This is a genomic window from Corynebacterium sp. NML 120412, from assembly GCF_002285155.1.
GTDB classification, from domain to species: Bacteria; Actinomycetota; Actinomycetes; order Mycobacteriales; family Mycobacteriaceae; genus Corynebacterium; species Corynebacterium gottingense.
Genome location: NZ_NSGL01000010.1, coordinates 1 through 21,935, shown reverse-complemented (window position 1 = coordinate 21,935; position 21,935 = coordinate 1). Strand labels below are relative to the sequence as shown.

Here is a 21,935-nt window from a genome sequence, read left to right as displayed (position 1 = left end):
CGCCCCCGCCCGCCTCCATCCAGGTGCGCAGCGGGGGCGTTCCTGTGTGTTACCCGATTTTGGGGGAGGGGCGTGGCTCGGCCCGCGTGCGGACGCGGAATCCGCACGCCACGCGACTGCTGCGGCTGGTGGGGCGCATGTGGTTGGTGGGGCGAGGGGAGTCTCAACGTGAAGTTGAGGGTTAGAGTTCGGCGTGTTGCGCGAGCAAAGGTTGACCGAAAGCCTATGCTTGGCATTTAATAAAGCACATAGGCACTACGCCAAACTTCATGGGAGTAATTACGTGACTACACACAACGGACACGGCACTACCGGCGACGCCCCCATCCAGGAGTCGCTCTTTGACATCGGACCGTCGGATGAGGTGGGGTACCGCGTGCCCATCGCCTGCCAGGTTGCCGGCATTACGTACCGCCAGCTCGACTACTGGGCGCGCACCGAGCTCGTCCGCCCGTCGATCCGCGGCGCAAAAGGCTCCGGCTCCCAGCGCCTTTACTCGTTCAAGGACGTGCTGGTGCTGAAGATTGTGAAGCGCCTGCTTGACACTGGCATCTCGCTGCAGAACATCCGCCTCGCGGTGGAGAAGCTGCGCGACCGCGGTGTGAACGACATCGCGGAGATCACCCTGGTCTCGGACGGCGCAACGGTCTACGAATGCCGCAGCAACGAGGAGATCATCGACCTTCTCGGCGGCGGTCAGGGCGTGTTCGGCATCGCCGTGCCGCAGATTATGAAGGAGCTTTCGGGCACCATCTCCGCGTTCCCGTCGGAGCGCGTGATCACCGAGGATGACGCACCGGTCGCAGAGGTCACCGGGATTGACGAGCTCGCCGCGCGCCGTCGCCGCAAGTCCTCCTAGCCGGTTCTGCTCCACTCCCACCATCGCGCCCCGCACTGATCGGGGCGCGATTTTTTACGCCCGAGGGCGTCCCCGCGCCTACTTCACGCCGGCGGCCGACTTCACGGCGTCGGTAAGCCCCTCGGCACCATCGACGTGCTGGTCGGACGACGCGACATTGCGCAGCCCCTGGTCCTGCGGCTCGCCGCCGACGTGCACCACCGTGACGTCGACGCCCTGGTCGTTGAACGGCCTGACCGCGTTGGCAAACTCCTCGTCGTTTCCGGCGTCAGCGGTGCCGGAGGTCAGCACGACGATCCGCACTGGCTCGCCCCACTGCGCAGCGGCGCCCGCCGCGGCGAGGACCGCCTCGCGGGTCTGCGGAACGCCGCCGGTGAGGAAGCGGTGCACCGCCTGGTCGACGTCGCCCGCGTTGCCCGTCAGGGCGACGTTGTCGCGGTAACCGCGGGTCACGCCCGGGTTGAGCGGCGAGGAGTAGTTCCACAGGCCGACCATCTTGCCCCGCTCGCCGACCGCACCTGCTGCTGCGCCGACCGCGTCCTTCGCCGGCTCGATGTACGGTGCCATGCCATCCGACGTGTCGAGCAGGAACAGCGTGTTCTGCACCTGGCCGGCCGCGGAATCGGACTCCGGAGCGTCCTTCTTCGCGCTCGCCTTCGCGTCGCTGTGGGCGGCGTCGGCGCCGTCGTTTGCGGTGCCGTCGGTAAGCGCGGCCCCACCCTCGGGGAGCGCCGCCGCCCAGACCATCTCAGCGATCACGGGCTGCTGCGGGTCCTGCCCATCGAACTTGTCGGCCGAGAAGCGCGCCAAGTCTTGACCCGCCCGCGACTGGTCCTCGGTCACGTCGCCGGCCGCGTTGAGCGGGATCGCCGCGTAGGACACGGCGGCATCGATCGGGGTGAACGTGAGGCCCTCGGGGACGGCGTTCTCGGACGTCGCGAGGAAAGTGTCGTCAGCACCGTCGAAGCCGTCGAGCGAGTCGACGCGCTGATCAGTCAGCGCCTTCACCGCCGCCTGGTCGTCGCCCTTCGCCAGCGTCCCGGCGACGACGGCTGACGCCGACGGCTCGTCGCTCGCTGCGAAGCGCACCTTGTCCAATCCGACCTGGTCAAGCTTCGCCTCGGCCTTTCCGGACAGGCCGACCGGCTGGTTGGCCACGATCGCCGGCTCCGACACGGCAGCGGTGCGCTTCGCGTTCGCCAGCTGCTGCTGCGTGACCGGCGTGTTCGGCGCGAGGTAGACCGCCGCATCCGCAACGTTGTCCACCAGCTGCGGCTTGACGCAGTGGTCACGGACCACGGGCGCGCTCTCCTGGTAAGTCTTCATCAGCTGCTCGGCGACCGCGTGGTCCGACGCTGCGACCGGGAGCGGGACGTCGCCGGCGACGCACTCGCCGCCGCCCTGCGCCTCGTCGGCGTCGGTACCGCGACCGAAGATGAACCACAGCAGCCCGGCGATGAGCAGCAGGACCACGAGCAGCGCAATCAACGCCTCGCCGGACAGCCTGTAGTTGTTCTTACCGTTGGAATGCCGTGCCATGTATACCGCCTTGTCAGCCGAGTCTGCTTGGATGCGCAGCGCGCAGGTAGCGCCTTGCCGCAATCTTATCCGTGCCGCACGCGTTCTAAGAGCGCGACAAGCCGATGACGCAGTGGCGCGGCGTCTTCCGCCAATTTCCGCTGCCGGCGGACGTACTCCGCCTTGCCTTCAGCTGTCTCGATCGGCACGACTCCAAACCCGAGCTCGCGGCAGTCGTACGGCGAGGCCTCCATGTCCAGCCTCCGCGCCTCGCGCGCGAGCGCGAACGTGTCCAGCAACAGCTCGCCGGGGACGAGCGGGCCGAGCTTGGTCGCCCACTTGTACAGGTCCATCGCCACGTGCACGCAGCCTGCCTGGTCGTTCGCCGCCTGCCCCTCGCGCGTGAGCACGGTCAGGTTCAGCGGGCGCGCCGGCGGCGTGAAAAATCGGTACGCGTCAAAGTGCGTGCACTTGAGCTGATGCGCCTCAACCACAGCATCGGTCCCGGCGCGCCCCAGTCGCAGCGGCAACGCGTGGCGCGGGGTGTCCGTTCGGTAGACCATTGCCCATTCGTGCAGGCCGAAGCAGTCAAAGTGCGCGGGACGCTTCTCGACGCCCCCGAGCACCCGCCCAACCGCCTCCACGTCCCTCCCGCGGTGGGCGACAAACGCCCCGACGTCCACGCCAACCGTGCCATCGGCGTTGACGCGGTAATCGCGCCAGGTCGCGTGGGGGAGGGCGGTGGCGTCGGCAAGCGTGCGCCCCACACCCGGGTGCCAACGGCGCAGGTGGGCGGGGCGGAGCGGGTAGTACTCGAAGAGGAAGTCCCACACCGGGTGCGCGACGCCGTGCGTGCGGCGCTCCAGGTGCGGGGTGATCCACTGGTCCGCGCGGGCCTCGTGCGCCGCGATGAGCGCCTCGTACTCGCGCGGCTGGAGCACCTCCGGGCTACTCGTCCTCATGCGTCCAGTCTGCGACGGTGCCCACGTACTCCTCGATGAGGTCCTCGAGCGCCAGCACGCCGACCAGCTCGCCGTTGTCCCGGACCTGTGCCATGTGGGCGGAGCGCCGGTGGAGGGAGGTGAGGGCGTCGTCAAGCGTCTGCGCACCGTCGACGATGGAGAGGGGGCGGATGCGCTTCTTGGGCACCAAGGGATCGGCGTCGTCGGACTCCATGAGGTCCAAGATGTCCTTGACGTGGATGTAGCCGACCAGCACGCCCGGCTCCGTCTGGACGGGGAAGCGGGAGTACCCCGTATCGCGCACCGCTTCCTCCACGGCGGAGAGGCGGATGCCGGACGGCTGCAGCGTGATAGTCTTCAGATCCGGCAGGCGGATCATCACTTCCTTCAGATTGCGGGTCTCGGAACGCAGGGCCTTGGCCAGGCGGGCGGTCTCCTCGGCGTCGAGCAGGCCCTCCTCGCGCGACTCCTGGATCATGTTGGCGAGCTGCTCCTGGTCGACCGTGGAATCCAGTTCGTCGCGCTGCACGATGCCGAACGCCGCAAGCGTCTTGCGGGCGATCCAGTTGAGCAGCTCAATGACCGGGCGCGTGAGCTTGATCCACACCGTCATTGCGCCGGTGAGCCACATCGCCGTGGTTTCGGGGCCGGCGATTGCGATGTTTTTTGGCACCATCTCTCCAAGCAGGATGTGCAGGTAGGAGATGATCACCAGCGCGATGGCGAAGCTCACCGGGTGCAGCAGGTTCTCGGGCAGGTTGAGCGCCAGGAACGGCACCTCGATGTAGTGCGCGATCGCCGGCTCGGCGACCTTACCCAACACCAGCGAGGCGATCGTGATGCCGAACTGCGCGCCCGCCAGGTAGATCGACAGGTGCTCGGTGGCGTCGAGCACGCCCTTTGCGTCCTTCCTTCCCTGGGCGAGTAAGTTTTCAAGGCGGTCGCGGCGCGACGACACCAGCGCAAACTCGGCGCCGACAAAGAACGCGTTGGCCGCGAGGAGGAAAATGATCAGCAGAATTGCGACCCAAATGCTCATCGACGCTCACCTCCAGCAACTTCCTCAGCCTGCGCGGGGGAGACGGGGCTGAGCAGCACCCGGTCCACGCGGCGGTCATCCATGGCGGACACGCGCCCGACCCACGTTCCGGCGCCGCCGGATTCGAACCCCTCCTGGAAGTTCTCCGCGGCGTTGGGCAGCACGACCTTGTCGCCCAGCTTGGGGATCCGCCCCAGCACGGACATGATCAGGCCGCCGAGGGTTTCGTACGGGCCTTCCGGCGCGGTGTAGCCGGTGGTGGCGGTGACGTCGTCAAGCCTCACGAGCCCCGAAACCTCCCACGAGGTGCCGATGCGCTGGAAGTCGCGTTCCTGCTCCTTGTCGTCGTACTCGTCGTAGACCTCGCCGAGGATCTCCTCCACGACGTCCTCGATGGTGACCAAGCCCTGCGTGCCTCCGAACTCGTCGGCGACGAGGACGACCTGCGACCCGGCCTGGCGGACCCGGTTGAGCACCGAATCGCCGTCGAGCGTGCCCGGCACGAACGGCACCTCGCGGGCGAGAGAAGCCAGCTTCGTGGTGGCGCGGTCGGCCTTGTCCACCGAGAACGCGTCTTTGATGTGCACCACGCCGACGGTGTCATCCAGGTCGCCGCGGCGCACCGGGAAGCGCGAGTGGCCGGACTGGCGCGCCAAGGCGATGAGGTCGGCAACGGTGTCGTCGGCATCGAGCGCGTCGATGGTGGAGCGCGGCGTCATGACCTCCTCGGCGGTGGTGTCGCCGAACTGCAGCGAGCGGTCGATCACCGCGGCGGTCTCGGCGTCCAGGCCGCCCGCCTCGGCTGAGCTGCGCACCATCGCGGTCAGCTCCTGGCCGGAGCGCGCCGACGCCAGCTCATCGGCCGGCTCCATACCGAGCTTGCGCACGACGAAGTTCGCCGACCTGTTCAGGAAATTGATGAAGCCGCGGAAAAAGCGGTTGAACGCGTTGACCGGCGGGACCACGAACCGGGCGGTGCCCAGCGGGTTGGTGATCGCGATGTTCTTGGGCACAAGCTCGCCGAACACCATGGATAGCAGCGTCGCGACGATTAGCGCGAGCACCATCGCCACGACGCCGGATGCGTCCTTGTCCAAGCCCACCAGCTCAAGCAGCGGGGCGAAGTACTTGCCCAGCACCGGCTCCGCGAGGAAGCCGGATGCAAGGGTGGTGAGCGTGATGCCGAGCTGCGCGCCCGAGAGCGCGAACGAGAGGTTGGCGTGGTCGCGCGCGACGGCTTTGGCGCGCTTGTCGCCCTTTTCCCTCACGTGCGCGTCGACCGCCGAGCGCTCCAGCCCGGTCATAGCGAACTCGATCGCCACGAACAGGCCCGTTGAGGCGGTGAGCAATATGAATCCCGCAAGGGAGAGGATGGATATGAGTATGTCCATTATTGTTGCGCGTTAGCGCCCGTGACTCCTTCGTGTTCGACTCCCGCGCCGCTTGTTGCGGCCGGAGGGCTTCGCTTGTCGACGCCCACGCGCAGGTTGTCCGGGCGGCGGCAGGGGAGCGCCCTCCGGCTTGCGTGCACCCGTGATCTTAACTAACGCTTCCGACATCGGGGTGACGCGGACCTCGCGCGCGTCTACACCCGCCTTCTTGAGCAGCTTGTCCACTTCCTGGCGTTGGTCGTCCATGACGAGCGTAACGACGGTGCCGGACGTGCCCGCGCGGGCGGTGCGCCCGGCGCGGTGCAGGTACGCCTTGTGCTCGGCGGGCGGGTCGACGTGGACGACGAGCGAGACGTCGTTGATGTCGATGCCGCGCGCCGCGATGTCTGTGGCCACGAGCACGGGCGTGGAACCGTCGCCGAAGCCCTCGATCGCCCGCGTGCGCGCGCCCTGGCCCTTGTCGCCGTGCAGGCCCTGCGCGTTGATGCCGACGCGGCGCAGCTTCTTCACCTGGCGGTCCACGCCGTGCTTCGTGCGCATGAACATGATCGTTTTGCCGTCGCGAGCGGCGATCTGGAGGACGATCTCGTTGCGCTCCTCGCGGCCGCCGACGAGCAGCCGGACGTGCTCCATCGTGTCCACCGCCGCCTCGACAGGCGCGGTCGAGTGCGTCACCGGGTCGTGCATGTAGCGGGCCACGAGCTTCTCGACGTCCCCGTCAAGCGTCGCCGAGAACAGCAGCCGCTGCCCGTTCTCGGGCGTGCGGTCGAGCAGCTTGCGTACCTGGGGGAGGAAGCCCATGTCGGCCATCTGGTCGGCCTCGTCGAGCGCTGTGATTTCCACCGCGTCGAGGGAGAGCTTCTTCTGGTCGATGAGGTCCTGCGCGCGCCCCGGCGTGGCCACGAGCAGGTCGACGGGGGCGGCAAGTGCGCGGATGTGCTTGTTCACGTTGACGCCGCCCACGACTTCGAGGATGCGGAGGCCGAGGGCTGCGGCGGCGTCGTCAAGCCTTTCGCGGATCTGCGCGGCGAGCTCTCGGGTGGGCGCGAGCACGAGGCCGCGTGGGTGGCCCGGGCGGCTGGGAGCGCCGGCGAGGCGGGCGAGGATGGGCAGGCCGAACGTGAATGTTTTGCCGGATCCGGTGGGGCCGCGGCCGAGGACATCGCGGCCGGCGAGCGCGTCCGGGATCGCCGCCTCCTGGATGGGGAACGGGTGCTCGATGCCCTGGTGCGTGAGCACTGTGACCACGGGTTGTGGCAGGCCGAGTTCGGCGAAAGTTGTGGGAGACGGTGTCGACGATGTCATTGCGACCACTTTAGCGCGCGAAAACCCCAAACCCTATTAGACGCACGCGGCGGGCCTGCGGTTCCCTCCGCGTCAGGTTTTGGAAGACTTCTCACACTTTGCCGTTTACGCTGGTCAGCGCGTTGTGGTGCGGCTATGCTCTGGGGCATGACGCTTATCGACGCCCTCATCCACCACGACCGCAACGGCATTGCCATCATCGCCGATGCGGCGGAGTCGAGCGTCGACGCGCTGGTCGACCGCGGGATGGAGCGCGATCGCGCCGAACAACTGGTGGGCGCGGCCGAGGTCTACTTCGGGCAGGTGCGCAACCGCCGGGCGCAGGACGCGTGCGTCGCGGCGGCGCGCGAAAATCAGCACCGGTTGGAGACGCTGGCGTTTATTGCGCGGTCGTCGAGAAGCTTGGAGACAGACGCGGACCGGTGGAAATACCGCACCAAGTTGTGCGAAACGCGCGGCGACCTCCGCGCGATCACACGGCGGGCCAGGGCGTTGAAGAAGGAACTGCAGCCGGCGCGGCCGCGGGAGCCGAAGGCGACCATCACGTTCCACGACCAGGGCTGGTCCACCATGCACCTCACCGCGCGCACCAGCGACGTGCTGCCGCTGTTTGAGGCGGCGAAGGGCGACCCGGCGGGCTGGGCGAAGGGCGGAGGCGCGACCGCGGCCCCCGCGGCGGCGTTGACCACGGTGCTCAACATGGACATCGGCGACTTTGCGCAGTGGCGCAAGCACCCCGAGCGCACCGACGAGATCGAGGTGCAGCTCACCAACGGCGAATGGCTCACCGGCGCGGAGCTGATCAACCGGAAGCTGCGGGAGTCTGGGTACATCGCGTTGATCTCGCCAACCGACGGGCCGATCAACCTCTACGGCACCACGCTGCGCCACGCTTCCCGCGAGCTGCGCCTCCTCATGAGCGCGGATGCGCCCACCTGCGCGTGGAAAGACTGCAACCAGCCCGCGGACTTCTCGGAGGCGCACCACATCCACGAGTGGTCGAAAGGCGGGACGACGACGATTGACAATCTCTGCTGGTTGTGCACGTACCACAATCGGCAAAACGGCCGCCCGCACCGCGGCCGGATGGAGCGCGTCGACGGGCAGATCGTATGGCAAAGCCCCGGAGGCTACGTCACGCCCCGGGGCAGAAACCACGGCGATCCGTGGGTGCGCGCAAAACGGTTGGCCACCACAGCGGCTACCGGCCCGCCCGATAAGTAGGTTTTTGCTTACGCGTCGATTTCTTCGCGGCTTCCCGACCACGTGGTGTGGTAGGTGCCGTCCATGTCGACGCGCTTGTAGGTGTGCGCGCCGAAGAAGTCGCGCTGGCCCTGGATCAGCGCTGCCGGGAGGCGGTTCGAGCGCAGCGAGTCGTAGTACGACAGCGACGACGCGAAGACCGGGACCGGCAGGCCGAGTTGGGTGGCGGTGATGACGACGCGGCGCCAGGCGTCGATAAGCCCGCCCTCGAGCTCCTGCTTGAAGTACGGGTCGAGCAGCAGGGAGGGCAGCTTGGGGTCGTTCTCGTAGGCCTCGGTGATGCGGTTGAGGAACTTCGCGCGGATGATGCAGCCGCCGCGCCAGATGCGCGCGAGCGCGCCCGGCTCGAGATCCCAGCCGTACTCCTGCGAACCGGCGTTGATCTCGTCGAAACCCTGCGCGTACGCGACGAGCTTGGAGGCGTAGAGCGCGCGGCGCACGTCCTCGACGAAGGCGTCCTTGTCCACGCCGAGGTCATCGAGCGTGGTCACCTCGCCAGCGGGCAGCCCGATGCGCTGGGCGGCCTCGCGCTGGGCAATTGCCGACGACAACGCGCGCGCAAACACCGCCTCGCCGATCCCCGTGACCGGCACACCGAGGTCGAGCGCCTCCTTGACGGTCCAGCGGCCGGTGCCCTTTTGGCCGGCGGCGTCCAGGATGACGTCGATGAACGGCTTGCCCGTCTTCGCGTCGGTCTGACGCAGCACCTCGGCGGTGATCTCGATGAGGTAGGAGTCCAGGTCGCCCTCGTTCCAGGTGCTGAAGATGTCCGCAAGCTCGGCGGGCGTGAGGCCGGCGCCGTAGCGGAGGAGATGGTAGGCCTCGCCGATCACCTGCATGTCGGCGTACTCGATGCCGTTGTGGACCATCTTGACAAAGTGGCCGGCGCCGTCGGGGCCGATGTGGGTGACGCACGGGGAGCCGTCGACCTTCGCGGAAATGTCCTCGAGCAGGGGACCGAGCGTCTCCCAGGATTCCTTCGGGCCGCCGGGCATAATCGACGGGCCGCGCAGCGCTCCCTCCTCGCCGCCGGAGATGCCGGCGCCGACGAAGTGGCGGCCGCGCGCGGCGACCTCCTTCTCGCGGCGGATCGTGTCGGTGAACAGAGAGTTGCCGCCATCGATAATGATGTCTCCGTCATCCATCGCGGTTGCGAGCTGGTCGATCACCGTATCGGTCGCGGCGCCAGCCTGGACCATGATGATGGCCTTGCGCGGGCGCTCGAGGGAAGCCACGAAATCTTCGATGGTCTCCGAGGGGACGAAATTCCCTTCGGCGCCGTGCTCAGCCATGACGGCGCGCGTCTTTTCCGGCGAGCGGTTATAGATGGCCACCGTGTGGCCCTTGGAGGCGAAGTTGCGGGCGAGGTTGGAGCCCATGACGGCCATGCCAACGACGCCGATCTGGGCGAGTCCGGTAGCGGGGGATGCATCAGTCATGCGCTCGATTCTACGCGCCGCGTTCGGGCGGGCGGTACAGTGTGCACATGGAGACGCACGATTACCGCAGCCGCTTTGCCAGAGAGCCGCTGGTCGAGCCGCTGAGCGCGGACGAGCTGCGCGACCTCAACGCGCACGACATCGGGTTCGGCCCGCACATCGGGCTCGTCATCACCGCGTGTTCGGCGGAGCGCACCGAGGGCTACGTCGAAGTGGGGCCGCAGCACTTGCAGCTCACGGGTGTGGTGAATGGGGGCGTGTATGCGTCGATAGGCGAAACGATCGGCTCGATGGCGGCGATCGCGGCGGCGGGCCGCCCGGCGCTAGGGATGAGTAACTACACCGACCTGCTGGGCGGCGTTTCCGGCGGGCGGATCGAAGCGGTCGCGCGCCCGGTGCACACCGGTAAGCGCACGCACCTGTGGCGCGTGGAGCAGCGAAACGGCGACAAGCTGGTTGCGGTGACGAACCTTAAGCTCATGCTTGTCGACGCCACGTAACACCTACAGCCAGTTATTTCGCCTAAACCACCAGTACATGATGGCCATCGACGCAAACATGACGATGAGCACGACCGGATAGCCGTACGCCCAGCTCAGCTCGGGCATGTTCTCAAAGTTCATGCCGTAGATGCCGGCGATCATGGTCGGGGCGGCGGCCATACCGACGACGGCGGAGATGGTGCGCATGTCGCTGTTTTGCTGCATGCTGACTTTGGCCACGGAGGCGTCGAGAAGCGACGAGAGGCGCTCGTCGAAGCCGAAGAGGTGGTCGCTGGCGATGGTCGCGTTGTCGACGACGTCGCGGAAGTACGAACGCAGCGTTTTGCGGAGCAAGTCCTTGTGACTGACAAGGCTGTTTTTCAGCGCCGGCGCGAGCGGGTCAATGGCGTGCCGCATCTCCAAAACCTCACGCTTGTACATGTAAATCTTGTCGATGTTGATGTCGCGCCGCGGAGTGAACACCTCGTTTTCCAGGTCGTCGACGTCGATGCTCAGCGCCTGGGCGACGCGCAGGTGGTTGTCCACCGCGTAGTCGGAGACCTTCCACGCCACGGCCGCGGGGCCGAGGATGGCAAGCTCCTCGTCCTCCTCCAGCTGGCCGGTCAGGTCGGGGAGGGGCGCGTTGTGGCGGATCGTGATGGCGAAGTTGGGGCCGACCACGATCTGCACCTCGCCGGTGGAAATGATCTCGCGGGCGTCGGAGACCTCTTCGTCGTCGCGGTAGTAGACGGTGCGGATGACCAGGAAGAGCTGGTCGTCGTAGCGCTCCACTTTAGGGCGCTGGTGGGCGTCGATGACGTCATCGACGATGAGGTCGTGCAGGTCGAAGAGCTCCGCGATGCGCTCCATCTGCGTCGTCGTGGGCTCCTTGAGCGACAGCCACACGAAGGCGTTGTCATGCTGGTTAACGCGCTCGAGCGCCTGCGCCACCCGCGCGTTGCCGGGCTGGCGCTTGCCGTCGACGAAGATGCGGCAGAAATCAATCGAGCGTTCTATCGGCACCGGGACGTGTTGAGCAACTGGTGCGAAGTTCTTCTTCGGCCGTTGACGTGGAAGTGGAATCCGAGGCGGCATAGCAGCCTCCCTTCGTGTGACGAACCGGCCGGGCCGGTTGCAACGGGCAGATCGTGGCTTGGCCGAAGCGAAGCCCTTAAAAAATACTACGCCCTCCGCGCAAGCGCGAACTCGCGGCGGAGGGGAAGACGTGGCGTCGATAAGCGACGAGCCCGGGGCGCTAGTGAACCTCGAGGCCGCGCGAGCGGAAGATGTCGCGGATGTGCTCGACGTGCTCGGGCGACGGCGGAGTGACGTCGTCGAGCTCGTACGGCATACCGATCTTCTTCCACTTGTCGGCGCCCATGTTGTGGAAGGGGAGGACCTCGACGCGCTCGACGTTGTTGGTCCAGCGGGCGACGATGTCGGCGACGTTGTTCACGTTCTCCTCGGAGTCCGTGTAGCCGGGCACGACGACGAAGCGGATCCAGACGCGCTTGCCCTTCTCACTGAGGCGGTCGCCGAAGTCGATGGTGGGCTGCAGCTGGCGCTTGGTCACGCGCTGGTACGTCTCCTCGTCGCCGGACTTCACGTCGAGGAGGAACAGGTCGATGTTGTCCAGGTCCTCGTCGCGCAGACGCGCGCCCAGGTAGCCGGAGGTGTCGATCGTGGTGTGGATGCCCGCGGAGTGCACCATCTTCAGCAGGCGGCGCGTGAACGCGATCTGGAACAGCGGCTCGCCGCCGGAGAGGGTGAGGCCGCCGCCGGTGGCGTCGAAGATGCGCTTGTAGCGCTTCACGCGGTTCGCCACAGACTCGACGGATTCGAGGGTGCCTTCCTTCATCTCCATCGTGTCGGGGTTGTGGCAGTACAGGCAGCGCAGGGGGCAGCCGGACAGGAAGATGGTCATGCGGGTGCCGGGGCCGTCGACGGCGGTGACGAGCTCCCACGAGTGGACGAGCCCGATGTCGCCGGTGCGCCGCGCCTCGAGCAGCTCGGGTCGGGTGATTTCCATGTCGGCGTCGGCGGTGCCGCCAAGGCCCGCGGCGACGCCTCTGATGCGTTCGCCCTGCTGGGGTTCGAGTGTGACTACGCCGGTTGTGCCATCTTGCGCCATGGCTGGCCTCCTGTGCTGTGTGCTTATCGACGCGCCCCACCGCCCACCCCGAAGGGCGAGTCAGTGGGGCGCTACGTCCTGGTTACGCCGCTGGTTATGCGCCGCGGTGGAAGGTGCGCGAGATCACGTCGCGCTGCTGCTCCTTGGTGAGCTTGACAAAGTTCACCGCGTAGCCGGACACGCGAACCGTCAGGTTCGGGTAGTTCTCCGGGTGCTCCATCGCGTCCTCGAGGGTGTTCTGGTCCAGCACGTTGATGTTGGCGTGGTACAGACCGGAGTTCATGTTGTTGGCCTCGCGGGAGGCCTTCATGGACGCCATACGGTCTTCGAAGGTGTGGGTAGACATTGTGGTGTGCTCCTTTTCGGGGAAGTGGTGATTGGTGGGGTATTGAGTTGTCCGTTGCCGGTCGGCGGGTGGGCCGACCGGGCGGGCCCGGGTTATGCCGGGTGGATCTCTGCGTCCGCGTTGTCCATGATGAAGCCCGCGTCGAGGACGCCGACCAGGTTCTTGACCTGCTCGTCCTTGTTGCGGCCGAGGCCGGACGGGGTGATCGTGTTGGTCAGCGAGATGCCGTCCAGCGCGTCGTTGTAGTCGAGCTTACCCACGGACAGCATGGAGGCGACCATGCCGTGGTTGTCGGCGCCGTTCTCCGGGTTTGCGCCCGGTGCGAACGGGGTGCCGGCCTTGTGCCCGGACGGGAACGAACCGGTGGCCTTGCCGTAGACCACGTTGGAAGTGATGGTCAGGACGGACTGGGTCGGGATCGCGTCGCGGTACATCGGGATCTCTTTGATCTTCTGCATCACGGTGTGGACCACGGTGGCGGCGATGTCGTCAGCGCGGTCGTCGTCGTTGCCGTAGAACGGGAACTCGCCCTCGGTCTTGTAGTCGACGACCAGGCCGGATTCGTCGCGAATCGGCGTGACCTTCGCGTACTTGATGGCGGACAGCGAGTCGGCGACGATGGACAGGCCGGCGATGCCGCAGCCCATGGTGCGAACGATGTCGGAGTCGTGCAGCGCCATCTCGACGGCCTCGTACGCGTACTTGTCGTGGCAGTAGTGGATGATGTTCAGGGCCTCGACGTAGGTGCCGACAACCCAATCCAGCATCTCCTCGTACTTCTGCCAGACCTCGTCGAAGTCCAGCGGGCCGTCGCCGGTGATCGGGGTGTGGCCCTCGGTGACCTGCTTGCCGGTGACCTCGTCGCGGCCGCCGTTGATGGCGTACAGGAGGGACTTCGCCGCGTTGACGCGGGCGCCGAAGAACTGCATCTGCTTGCCCACCGGCATCGGGGAGACGCAGCATGCGATGGCGGCGTCGTCGCCCCACTGGTCACGAATCTGCTTGTCAGACTCGTACTGGATGGAGGAGGTCTCGATGGAGATGGCGGAGCAGAACTCCTTGTAGCCCTCCGGAAGCGCCGGGTCCCAGAAGATGGTGATGTTCGGCTCCGGTGCCGGGCCCAGGTTGCGCAGGGTCTGCAGGAGGCGGAACGAGGTCTTGGTGACCTGGTGGCGGCCGTCGGAGGAGAAGCCAGCGTCGGACCAGGTTGCCCAGTACGGGTCGCCGGAGAAGATCTGGTCGTAGTCCTCGGTGCGCAGGAAGCGGACGATGCGGAGCTTGAGCACCAGGGCGTCAATAATCTCCTGTGCGTCTTCCTCGGTCAGCGTGCCGTTGGCCAGGTCGCGCTCGAAGTAGATGTCGAAGAAGGGGGAGAGGCGGCCGATGGACATTGCGGCACCGTCCTGGCTCTTCACGGAGGCGAGGTAGCCGAAGTAGGTCCACTGCACGGCCTCGTGAGCGTTGGTCGCCGGGCCGGAGATGTCGAAGCCGTAATCGGCTGCCATCTTCTTCAACTTCTTCAGCGCCTTGATCTGCTCAGCGTGCTCCTCGCGGTAGCGTGCCCAGTGCTCGGAGAAGCCCTTGTCCAGGGAAGCGTCCTTGGCGGCGAGCTTGTCCTCGATGAGCTTGTCCACGCCGTAGAGAGCGACGCGGCGGTAGTCACCGATGATGCGGCCGCGGCCGTATGCGTCGGGCAGACCGGTGACGATGTGGGAGGAGCGAGCTGCGCGGATGCGCGGGGTGTAGATGTCAAAGACAGCGTCGTTGTGGGTCTTGCGGTAGGAGGTGAAGATCTTCTTCACGTCCGGGTTGACCTCTTTGCCGGCCTCCTTGATGGCCTGCTCGACCATGCGCCAGCCACCGTTCGGCATCATCGCGCGCTTGGTCGGGACGTCGGTCTGCAGGCCGACGATCACGTTGTCGTCTTCAGAGATGTAGCCGGCGGGGAAGGCGTCGATGTCTGCCGGGGTCTCGGTGTCAACGTCGAAGACGCGACGCTCGCGCTCGACGGAGAGGTACTTCTTGTCCAGCGTGTCCCAAACGCGGAGGGTCTTTTCCGTCGGGCCGGCGAGGAACGATGCATCGCCGTCGAAGGGGGTGTAGTTGCGCTGGACGAAATCGCGAACATTGATCTCGTCGGTCCACGGGCCTTCGGCAAAGCCGTCCCATGCGGTGTTCTGCGATGCAGCAGTTGTAGCAGTCACTTTGAAAAACGATCCTTCTAGTCTCGAGGGTTTTCCACGATGGGGACGCGCTAGCACTTTCCCAGGTTCCCGTTCAACATCTGCCACCGGAAGTCGTTCCGGCCGATGATTTGAAGCGCTACCATCGTTGTGTCCCAATTATAAGGTGAGACCATTGCGAACCCGTTACTTTCAACCGTGTGACCTTGGCCACCGGGGGTGAATTACCCCCGCCGACACAGCAAAAGGCCCGGTCGTGTGGACCGGGCCTCGAATCGCGGGTGTAGGCGGGGGTACGCTACTGCACCCGACGGGGGGAGTGCTTAGTTTTCGCCGTTGGTATCGCGAACCTCTTCAAAGGTGTCCTCAGCGCCGTCGACGTTGGCGCGCAGCTTGTCCAGCGCGTTGCGGCCGTGCTGCTGCTGCAGCGTGGTGGCGAGGTTGTAGCGGTTCGGGGTGAGCGCGTTGTTGGTCCAGGTGTACATGGACACCAGGCGGTTGCGCACGCCGACGAGGAAGGAGACGTGGACTGCCAGCCACATCATCCAGCCGAGGAAGCCTGCGACCTCGACCTTGCCCATCTTTACCACGGCGTTGTAGCGGGAGACGATCGCCATAGAGCCCTTGTCAAAGTACTCGAACTCGTCGCGGGCGGTCGGCGCAACGTCGTGCTCGACCTGCTCCTTGATGATCCGACCGACGTACTCGCCGGACTGAATCGCCACCTGAGCAACGCCGGGGAGGCGGTTGCGGTTCATCATGTCGCCGATGATGAACACGTTGTCCTTGTCGCCCACGGTGAGGTCCGCGTTGACCGGAACCTTGCCGTTGCGCTCTGCCTCGACGCCGACCTGCTCGGCGATCTGCTTGCCCAGCGGGGACGCCTGCACGCCTGCGGACCAGATCTTGGTCGCCGCGCGCAGCGTCGTCTCCTCGCCGGAATTGGTGTCCTTGTAGGTGACGCTGCCGGCATCCACGTTGGAAACCAGGGCGTTGAGGACGACGGTGACGCCCTTGCGCTCCAGCTCGCGCTGCGCCTTCTTGCCCAGGCGCTTCCCAAATGGCGGGAGGACCTGCGGCATGCCGTCGATAAGCACGATCTTTGCTTGCGACGGAACGAAGTTCTTGAACTGGCCCTTGAAGGAGCGGTGGGCCATCTCGGCTACCTGGCCAGCCAGCTCGACGCCGGTCGGGCCTGCGCCGACGATGACGAAGGTGAGCAGCTCATTGCGCTCTTCCTCGGTCTCGGCGAGCTCTGCGCGCTCGAAGGCGGAGACGAGGCGGGCGCGGATCTCGAGGGCGTTGTCCACGGTCTTCAGGCCGGGAGCGAACTCGGCGAACTGGTCGTTGCCAAAGTAGGACTGGCCGGCGCCCGCGGCGACGACGAGGGAGTCGTACGCGTAGGTGCTGGTGAACGCGCCCTCGTTGGCGGTAACGGTCTGGCCCTCAACGTTGACGTCGGTGACGTCGCCACGTACGACGCTCACGTTGTCCTGGCCCGCGAGGATCTGGCGGACCGAGGTGGCAATCTCACCGCTGGAAAGCAGGCCGGTTGCCACCTGGTAGAGCAGCGGGGCGAAGAGGTGGTAGTTCGTGCGGTTGATCAGCGTAATGTCCACGTCCGCATCCGCGAGCTCACGGGCGGCGAACAGGCCACCGAAACCAGCGCCAATAATGACGACGTGGTGGCGGTTGCCTGCGGGACGGTACGGCGCTTCTGTCATAGGTAAGACTCCTTGTACCTAATTTAAAGACAAGTCTGGAAATTTCCCCTGCACATACTACGCCGAATTCCCTGAAGCTCCACAGGCGGGTGCCGACGTGGCATCGCCGGGATCCGGCGCGCACCCGCTACCATCAGCCGAGTGACCTCCCCACACGACATGAACGCGTCCAGCGTACCCGAGCATTTGGCAATTATCGACGCCACCGCGTGGCCAAGCGTGGCCGCAGTCCCCGGAGGGCGACTCGATAGGTGGCGGGCGGGCCGGGCGGAGGCGCGCTTTGCGGCGGCGTGCGCCAACGCCGGCATCCGCGTCGACGGGGCTGCCCCGGACGTCGTGGTGGATTACGCCGAGGTGTTCCAGCGCGTCGCCGCCAACGGGTGGGTCGGGCTGGCCGAGGGGTACTTGGCCGGGGAGTGGCACACGCCGGACTCTGAGCGGCTCGTGCAGGTGCTGCGCAAGCTCGTCCAGTCCGGCTACGTGCCGTCTACGCTGCGCGTCGCGCCGGCGAGGTCGCACGAGAGCGGGGAAGTGCCGCCCAGCCTGATTCAGCACTACGCGGGCGACGGCGTGAGCCCGTTCCAGGGCCACTTCGCCACCGGCGTGCCGACGCGGGAGCGGGTGCGCGTGAAGTCGTACGCGCGTGGCGCGGGGCATGGCAACGAGCCTGCGCGACACTTCGTGGACGTGACCGAGATCGCCGCGCCCCAGGACGAGGGGACGACCCGCTCGGATTTGGCGGACGCGCAGGCGCGATCCGTAGCAATGCTCCTGCAGGCGGCGGGCGTGCGCGACCTGTCCCGCGTGCTGGAGTATCCGGCGTCCGGGCCTGCGGTCACGCTGGCGGCCGGGGCCAAGGTCGAGTGCGTGACCAATTCGCCGGAGTCCGCGGACGCGCTGCGCGAGCAGTTCACGTTCGCGGGCGTACCGGGTCAGGTCAGGGTCAAGCGGCTCGGGCGCGGGTACGACGCGGCGGTGTCGCTCGAGCACCTCGAGACGCTGAGCGACGACGACAAAGCCGAGTTTCTCACGCAGCTCGGGTCTGCGGTTGCGCCGGGTGGCAAGGTGGCGATCCAGACGATCGTGGCAGGGCCGGAGATGAATAAGGCGGCGCGGGCGGCGTTGGCTTCGTTGAGGGCGTACGTGTGGCCGGGCCTGAGCTACGTATCCACGGAGACGTTGGCGCGGATCGTGGACCGCAAGACCGGGCTGCGCATCATCGCGGAGACGCACGCGCCACAGCACCTGGCGACGTCGCTGGGGTTGCAGCGTGCGACCTTCGATTCGCACCTGCGCGACGCAGCCGCGGACGGGTTCGATCCGGTGTATCGGCGGCTGTGGGTGTGGCAGCTCGCGCTGCGCCAGGCGCTCGCGGAGCTGCGGATGATTGATCTCACGCAACTGACGCTCACGGCGCGGAACCGGCGGGGGCGGCGGTAGATGGAGGGGCGTGGTGGCGTCGAGAAGCGTGGGCCCGCGCGTTAGTTGACATAATGTACATTATCGGACAAATACGCATATATATTACGTCAAGTGACGTAATATAGGACGGCTACTGGTGCATGTTGAGGCGGATGTTGACCTCGCCCTGCTCGTCAATCTTGGCCGCCACGAACTCCGGCGACTCGACGCCGTAATCCGCCCGGTTGATCGGGACATCGCCCGCGACGATCAGCGACGAGCCGGAGCGCGCGACGTCGAACTCGTGCGTCACCGTGTTTGTCTCGCCGTGGATGGTCATCTCGCCGGTGAGCTCCACCTTGGCCACGGAGCCGTCATCCGGCACCTGGGATACGTCCGCCGGCTCCGTGACGCGGAACGTCGCCTCCGGGAACTGGTCCGTGTGTAGGATCTTGCGGCGGACGTTGGAATCGCGGACGTCGCTATCGCTCGTCAGGTTGGTCATGTCGACGGTGATCTCGCCGGCAGTGAGCGTGCCGGCCTCAATGTCCGCCGAGCCGCTCACGCCCTCCGTCGAGCCCGAGGTGACCTTCTCTTGGCCCGGGAGGATCTCAAAGAACGTAAAGCCCGCCGACGAGCCGTTTGGGCCCGGGCGTGACGAGACTTCCCAGTGGCCGTCGAGAGGCGTATCGGCGGCTTTGAGGCGCGACTCATCAATACCTTCGGTCTTCACGCCGTTTCCAAATAGCCCCCCGAGCGCGAGTGGGACGAACGCGACCGCAAGCAGGATGACCACGATGATCGACCCGGCGACGATGAGCAGCGTCCGCCGTCGCTTGAGCGCGGCCTCGTCGAAACCTTTGCCAGCTTCAGTGCCGTTGTGCATGCCTGTTACCTTAACCTCTCGATACTGTGGGACAGATTCACCATTTCGTCACACAAGTGACGTAATTCCTCTGGGGTCGCGCCCTCGCTTGCTGCGGTCTGGACGTCCTCCGCCGCGCACCGCAGCTGGTATAGCTGATCGCGCAGGTCCGCAACCTTTTTCGGCGAGAGGATGACTGCGTCCGCAGGGATTTGGGTGCCGGAGAGCGAGTGCCGCTGCTCGTACGCGCGCTGCTTGCACGAGGCGCTACAGAACTTCCTCCGGCGGCCCCTACCCTGCTGCTCGGGCATCTGCCCTCCGCACCACGCGCACGTGGGCGCCTGCTTTCCTTCGCTAGCCACACGGCAAGCCTAATACACGCGCCGCGCCAAACCCCATCCGCGGGAACAATGCGGGCAGGTTGACCGTTATACTGTATCGACTGGGAATGCTTGCAATGGCTTGCAGTGACTCGCAATGAAGGGATTGATACAGCATGGCTGATCGTGTGCTCCGTGGAAGCCGCATGGGTGCAGTGAGCTACGAAACCGACAGGGACCACGACCTGGCCCCGCGCCAGATGGCAAAGTACCGTACCCCCGACGGGGAGGTTTTTGAGGTCCCCTTCGCTGATGATGCGGAGATCCCCGAGGAGTGGATGTGCAAGAACGGCCAGCTCGGCACGCTGATTGAGGGCGAGGGCGTGGAGTCCAAGCCGGCCAAGCCGCCGCGCACCCACTGGGACATGCTGCGCGAGCGCCGCAGCATCGAGGAGCTTGACGTCCTGCTCGAGGAGCGCCTCGAGCACCTGCGCAAGCGCCGCCGCGCCGCCGCGCGACTGGCAAAGGAGCAGCAGGGCGAGAAGTAAGCCCCGAACATACGCAACGGCCCGGCACAGTGAGTCCACTGTGGTCCGGGCCGTTGGTCGTTGGTGCTTAGCGCTGCTTCTTGGTCGCCTCGTAGCGCACGAGACCGAGGCCCTCGCTGATCATCTCAGTCGCCTGGCTCACCATGTCGGTGACCTTGCCCGGTACCTTGCGCAGGGGGCTGTTGTTCAGCTCGTAGTTGCCCAGCTTCGCGCCCTCGGCGATCATGTTGACCACCTGCTCCGGCAGCTGGTCGGCCTTCGCGCCGAGGCGGGAGAGCTTCGAGTTATCAAACTCGTACTGAAGCAGCTTGCCGCCCTCCTTGGCCATCTCGCTGACCTTCCAGGACTTCTCCTTCACGCCCCACTTCGTCACCTCGACGAGGGACTGGCCGGCGAAGCTCGCGTCCAGCTTGGACTCGCCCAGCGTGCGGTCCTCAAAAGTAATGGGTACCTCGCGCACGTCGAAGCCGGCGTCGATGACCTTGTGCGCCAGGTCCACCTGGAAGATGTAGCCCTTGTTGGACAGCGCGTCCAGGTCGATGGCCTCGAGGACCTCGCGGCGGAACGCGCGGTAGCCGGCGGTCATATCGGCGACGTCGTCACCGAGCGCCAGCGAGATGTACTGGTTGCCCAGCTTGGACAGCAGGTAGCGCTGGCGGGGCCAGTTCTTCGCCTCGCCGCCCTCGACGTAGCGGGAGCCGATCACCAGGTCGCCGCCGCGCTCAATCGCGGTGAGCAGTCGCGGCAGCTCCTCCGGCTTGTGGGAGCCGTCCGCGTCCATCTGGCACAGCACGGCGTAGTCACGCTCCAAGCCCCAGCGGAAGCCGGCGCGGTAGGCGGCGAGCAGGCCCTCCTTGCCAGCGCGGTGCAGGACGTGGACCTCATCGTGCTTCGCCGCCAGCTCATCAGCCTTGTCGCCGGTGCCGTCCGGAGAGTTATCGTCCACGATCAGTAGGTCGACCTCCGGGTTCGCCGTCAGTACGCGCTCCGTAATCAGCGGGATGTTCTCCAGCTCGTTGTAGGTGGGGATGATCACCAGCGTTGCGTTCGCCATGGGCGATTGACTCCTTTTGCAGATACGTCTTGTTGGGTATTCGTTTCGGTTCGCGGAAGTGGGTGCGGGCCTGTGGTGGGGCCGCGTGGGCGTCGCTAAGCCATGCGCTCCTTCTCCGCGGGACTCTTAGCAGCATACTCGCGCTTCGGGCGCGCCACGGCACCGAGCGCGACCGCGGCACCGCCGAGTACTAACAGCCACTCTAGCCACTGGCCGAACCGCACGGCTGGGGTGATGGAGTCCTTGAGCGGGAGCTCCTCCTGCAGGTGCGCGGCCTGGAAAATCTCGCTTTGTTGGGAGACGGAACCGTTTGGGTGCACGATCGCAGAGACCCCGGAGGTCGCGGCGACGACCACGGCGCGGTCGGTCTCGATCGCGCGCATGCGGCTCATGGCCAGCTGCTGGTAGGTCATGTCGGTGAAGCCGAAGGTCGCGTTGTTCGTCGGGGTGGCCAGCAGCTGCGCGCCGTTGCGCACCGCCATGCGGTAAGCCGGGTCCTCCGCGACCTCGTAGCACGTGGCCACGCCGACGACCGTCGTTCCCATCCGGACCACGCCCGGGCCATCGCCGGGCTTGAAGTCCCCGGCCAGATCCACCATGTCGGAGAAGTTGCGGAAGAAGTCGCGCATGGGCATGTACTCGCCAAACGGCTGGAGGAAGCGTTTGTTGTGCCGCTCGCCCACCGAGCCGTCCGGGTTGATGACCACCATGGTGTTGCGCTCCCCCACCTGGTCGCGCGTGAGCGTGCCCACCAGGACGGGGACGCCGACGGCCGCAGCGGCCTCCTTGACCAGCGCGCCCGCTTCCGGGTCCGTAAACGGGTTGACGTCCGAGGCGTTCTCCGGCCAGATCACCAGGTCAAGCGGCTGTCCTTGATCCTTCGCGTCCTGCGCCAGCCGCTTGGTCTCCTCCACGTGATTGCTCAGCACCGCGCGGCGCTGCGCGTTGAAATCCAGCCCGAGCCGCGGGACGTTGCCCTGCACTGTCGCCGCGCGGGCCGTCCCAACCTCGTGGGCTGGCGTGTTGACCGCAGCCGACGCCGCCAGCCCCAAGACCAGCGGCGCCACGACCGCGACTCCGCCCGCAGCGCGTGCGCGCCCGCGGG

Annotated in this window: 19 protein-coding genes; 5 read left to right on the top strand and 14 right to left on the bottom strand. The window is 66.4% G+C overall.

Features of this window, described 5'->3' with window-relative positions:
* Window positions 1-283 precede the first annotated feature (283 nt).
* Window positions 284-859 (top strand): MerR family transcriptional regulator, encoded by a 576-nt coding sequence (locus CKJ84_RS11660; RefSeq protein ID WP_095536121.1) that lies wholly within the window; start codon window positions 284-286, stop codon window positions 857-859.
* 78 nt (window positions 860-937) lie between these two features.
* On the opposite strand, the gene CKJ84_RS11655 is transcribed toward CKJ84_RS11660, so the two are convergent.
* The 5 genes from CKJ84_RS11655 to CKJ84_RS11635 all read right to left on the bottom strand — a co-directional run bounded on the left by CKJ84_RS11655 (window position 938) and on the right by CKJ84_RS11635 (window position 7,074).
* Complete coding sequence (locus CKJ84_RS11655; RefSeq protein ID WP_095547066.1) at window positions 938-2,398, bottom strand: vWA domain-containing protein; 1,461 nt, start codon at window positions 2,396-2,398, stop codon at window positions 938-940.
* Window positions 2,399-2,463: 65 nt separating this feature from the next.
* On the bottom strand, window positions 2,464-3,339 hold the full coding sequence (locus CKJ84_RS11650) for a 3-methyladenine DNA glycosylase (RefSeq protein ID WP_095547065.1): 876 nt from the start codon (window positions 3,337-3,339) through the stop codon (window positions 2,464-2,466).
* Complete coding sequence (locus CKJ84_RS11645) at window positions 3,326-4,378, bottom strand: hemolysin family protein (RefSeq protein ID WP_095547064.1); 1,053 nt, start codon at window positions 4,376-4,378, stop codon at window positions 3,326-3,328. The genes CKJ84_RS11650 and CKJ84_RS11645 overlap by 14 nt, the downstream gene beginning before the upstream one ends.
* Complete coding sequence (locus CKJ84_RS11640; protein ID WP_095536564.1) at window positions 4,375-5,769, bottom strand: hemolysin family protein; 1,395 nt, start codon at window positions 5,767-5,769, stop codon at window positions 4,375-4,377. Before CKJ84_RS11640 ends, CKJ84_RS11645 begins: the two co-directional genes overlap by 4 nt.
* 12 nt (window positions 5,770-5,781) lie before the next feature.
* The gene (locus CKJ84_RS11635) at window positions 5,782-7,074 is read right to left on the bottom strand and encodes a DEAD/DEAH box helicase (RefSeq protein WP_095547063.1); all 1,293 of its coding nucleotides are present in this window, start codon (window positions 7,072-7,074) and stop codon (window positions 5,782-5,784) included.
* A gap of 147 nt (window positions 7,075-7,221) precedes the next feature.
* Between CKJ84_RS11635 and CKJ84_RS11630 the strand changes: the two genes are divergently transcribed.
* On the top strand, window positions 7,222-8,298 hold the full coding sequence (locus tag CKJ84_RS11630) for an HNH endonuclease signature motif containing protein (RefSeq protein ID WP_158221706.1): 1,077 nt from the start codon (window positions 7,222-7,224) through the stop codon (window positions 8,296-8,298).
* A gap of 8 nt (window positions 8,299-8,306) precedes the next feature.
* Here CKJ84_RS11630 and gndA read toward each other — a convergent pair whose 3' ends face one another.
* On the bottom strand, window positions 8,307-9,776 hold the full coding sequence (gene gndA / locus CKJ84_RS11625; protein WP_095547061.1) for an NADP-dependent phosphogluconate dehydrogenase: 1,470 nt from the start codon (window positions 9,774-9,776) through the stop codon (window positions 8,307-8,309).
* A gap of 47 nt (window positions 9,777-9,823) precedes the next feature.
* On the opposite strand from gndA, the gene CKJ84_RS11620 reads away from it, so the two are divergent.
* Window positions 9,824-10,276, top strand: coding sequence for a PaaI family thioesterase (locus tag CKJ84_RS11620; protein WP_095536568.1), 453 nt, complete (start codon window positions 9,824-9,826; stop codon window positions 10,274-10,276).
* Between the two features lie 3 nt (window positions 10,277-10,279).
* Here CKJ84_RS11620 and CKJ84_RS11615 read toward each other — a convergent pair whose 3' ends face one another.
* The 5 genes from CKJ84_RS11615 to CKJ84_RS11595 form a co-directional block, all read right to left on the bottom strand.
* Complete coding sequence (locus CKJ84_RS11615) at window positions 10,280-11,353, bottom strand: magnesium and cobalt transport protein CorA (RefSeq protein WP_095276664.1); 1,074 nt, start codon at window positions 11,351-11,353, stop codon at window positions 10,280-10,282.
* Window positions 11,354-11,513: 160 nt separating this feature from the next.
* The gene (gene pflA / locus CKJ84_RS11610; protein WP_095276661.1) at window positions 11,514-12,389 is read right to left on the bottom strand and encodes a pyruvate formate-lyase-activating protein; all 876 of its coding nucleotides are present in this window, start codon (window positions 12,387-12,389) and stop codon (window positions 11,514-11,516) included.
* Window positions 12,390-12,483: 94 nt separating this feature from the next.
* Window positions 12,484-12,735, bottom strand: coding sequence for an autonomous glycyl radical cofactor GrcA2 (grcA2, locus tag CKJ84_RS11605; protein WP_095536570.1), 252 nt, complete (start codon window positions 12,733-12,735; stop codon window positions 12,484-12,486).
* Window positions 12,736-12,827: 92 nt separating this feature from the next.
* Window positions 12,828-14,939, bottom strand: coding sequence for a formate C-acetyltransferase (gene pflB / locus CKJ84_RS11600; protein WP_095547060.1), 2,112 nt, complete (start codon window positions 14,937-14,939; stop codon window positions 12,828-12,830).
* A 302-nt stretch (window positions 14,940-15,241) separates the two neighbouring features.
* A complete protein-coding gene (locus CKJ84_RS11595; protein WP_095547059.1) occupies window positions 15,242-16,642 on the bottom strand; it encodes an NAD(P)/FAD-dependent oxidoreductase in 1,401 nt (466 codons plus the stop codon).
* Window positions 16,643-16,783: 141 nt separating this feature from the next.
* Here CKJ84_RS11595 and CKJ84_RS11590 point away from each other — a divergent pair, with 141 nt between their 5' ends.
* On the top strand, window positions 16,784-18,082 hold the full coding sequence (locus tag CKJ84_RS11590; RefSeq protein ID WP_233125701.1) for a cyclopropane-fatty-acyl-phospholipid synthase family protein: 1,299 nt from the start codon (window positions 16,784-16,786) through the stop codon (window positions 18,080-18,082).
* 112 nt (window positions 18,083-18,194) lie between these two features.
* Here the strand turns inward: CKJ84_RS11590 and CKJ84_RS11585 are convergent, their stop codons facing one another.
* Window positions 18,195-18,929, bottom strand: a complete 735-nt coding sequence (locus tag CKJ84_RS11585; protein ID WP_095547057.1) for a YceI family protein — start codon at window positions 18,927-18,929, stop codon at window positions 18,195-18,197.
* Window positions 18,930-19,404: 475 nt separating this feature from the next.
* On the opposite strand from CKJ84_RS11585, the gene CKJ84_RS11575 reads away from it, so the two are divergent.
* A complete protein-coding gene (locus CKJ84_RS11575) occupies window positions 19,405-19,776 on the top strand; it encodes an RNA polymerase-binding protein RbpA (protein ID WP_095276641.1) in 372 nt (123 codons plus the stop codon).
* Between the two features lie 67 nt (window positions 19,777-19,843).
* Here CKJ84_RS11575 and CKJ84_RS11570 read toward each other — a convergent pair whose 3' ends face one another.
* A complete protein-coding gene (locus CKJ84_RS11570) occupies window positions 19,844-20,830 on the bottom strand; it encodes a polyprenol monophosphomannose synthase (protein WP_095276638.1) in 987 nt (328 codons plus the stop codon).
* Window positions 20,831-20,925: 95 nt separating this feature from the next.
* Window positions 20,926-21,935: apolipoprotein N-acyltransferase (gene lnt / locus CKJ84_RS11565; protein WP_143340374.1), on the bottom strand; the 1,010-nt coding region annotated here is incomplete at its 5' end.

Excerpts from the sequence above, each read along its gene's own strand:
- CKJ84_RS11655 (WP_095547066.1), bottom strand. The coding sequence starts at position 2,398 with ATGGCACGGCATTCCAACGGTAAGAACAACTACAGGCTGTCCGGCGAG.
- CKJ84_RS11650 (WP_095547065.1), bottom strand. The coding sequence starts at position 3,339 with ATGAGGACGAGTAGCCCGGAGGTGCTCCAGCCGCGCGAGTACGAGGCG.
- CKJ84_RS11645 (WP_095547064.1), bottom strand. The coding sequence starts at position 4,378 with ATGAGCATTTGGGTCGCAATTCTGCTGATCATTTTCCTCCTCGCGGCC.
- CKJ84_RS11640 (WP_095536564.1), bottom strand. The coding sequence starts at position 5,769 with ATGGACATACTCATATCCATCCTCTCCCTTGCGGGATTCATATTGCTC.
- CKJ84_RS11635 (WP_095547063.1), bottom strand. The coding sequence starts at position 7,074 with ATGACATCGTCGACACCGTCTCCCACAACTTTCGCCGAACTCGGCCTG.
- CKJ84_RS11630 (WP_158221706.1), top strand. The coding sequence starts at position 7,222 with ATGACGCTTATCGACGCCCTCATCCACCACGACCGCAACGGCATTGCC.
- gndA (WP_095547061.1), bottom strand. The coding sequence starts at position 9,776 with ATGACTGATGCATCCCCCGCTACCGGACTCGCCCAGATCGGCGTCGTT.
- CKJ84_RS11620 (WP_095536568.1), top strand. The coding sequence starts at position 9,824 with ATGGAGACGCACGATTACCGCAGCCGCTTTGCCAGAGAGCCGCTGGTC.
- CKJ84_RS11615 (WP_095276664.1), bottom strand. The coding sequence starts at position 11,353 with ATGCCGCCTCGGATTCCACTTCCACGTCAACGGCCGAAGAAGAACTTC.
- pflA (WP_095276661.1), bottom strand. The coding sequence starts at position 12,389 with ATGGCGCAAGATGGCACAACCGGCGTAGTCACACTCGAACCCCAGCAG.
- grcA2 (WP_095536570.1), bottom strand. The coding sequence starts at position 12,735 with ATGTCTACCCACACCTTCGAAGACCGTATGGCGTCCATGAAGGCCTCC.
- CKJ84_RS11595 (WP_095547059.1), bottom strand. The coding sequence starts at position 16,642 with ATGACAGAAGCGCCGTACCGTCCCGCAGGCAACCGCCACCACGTCGTC.
- CKJ84_RS11585 (WP_095547057.1), bottom strand. The coding sequence starts at position 18,929 with ATGCACAACGGCACTGAAGCTGGCAAAGGTTTCGACGAGGCCGCGCTC.
- CKJ84_RS11575 (WP_095276641.1), top strand. The coding sequence starts at position 19,405 with ATGGCTGATCGTGTGCTCCGTGGAAGCCGCATGGGTGCAGTGAGCTAC.
- CKJ84_RS11570 (WP_095276638.1), bottom strand. The coding sequence starts at position 20,830 with ATGGCGAACGCAACGCTGGTGATCATCCCCACCTACAACGAGCTGGAG.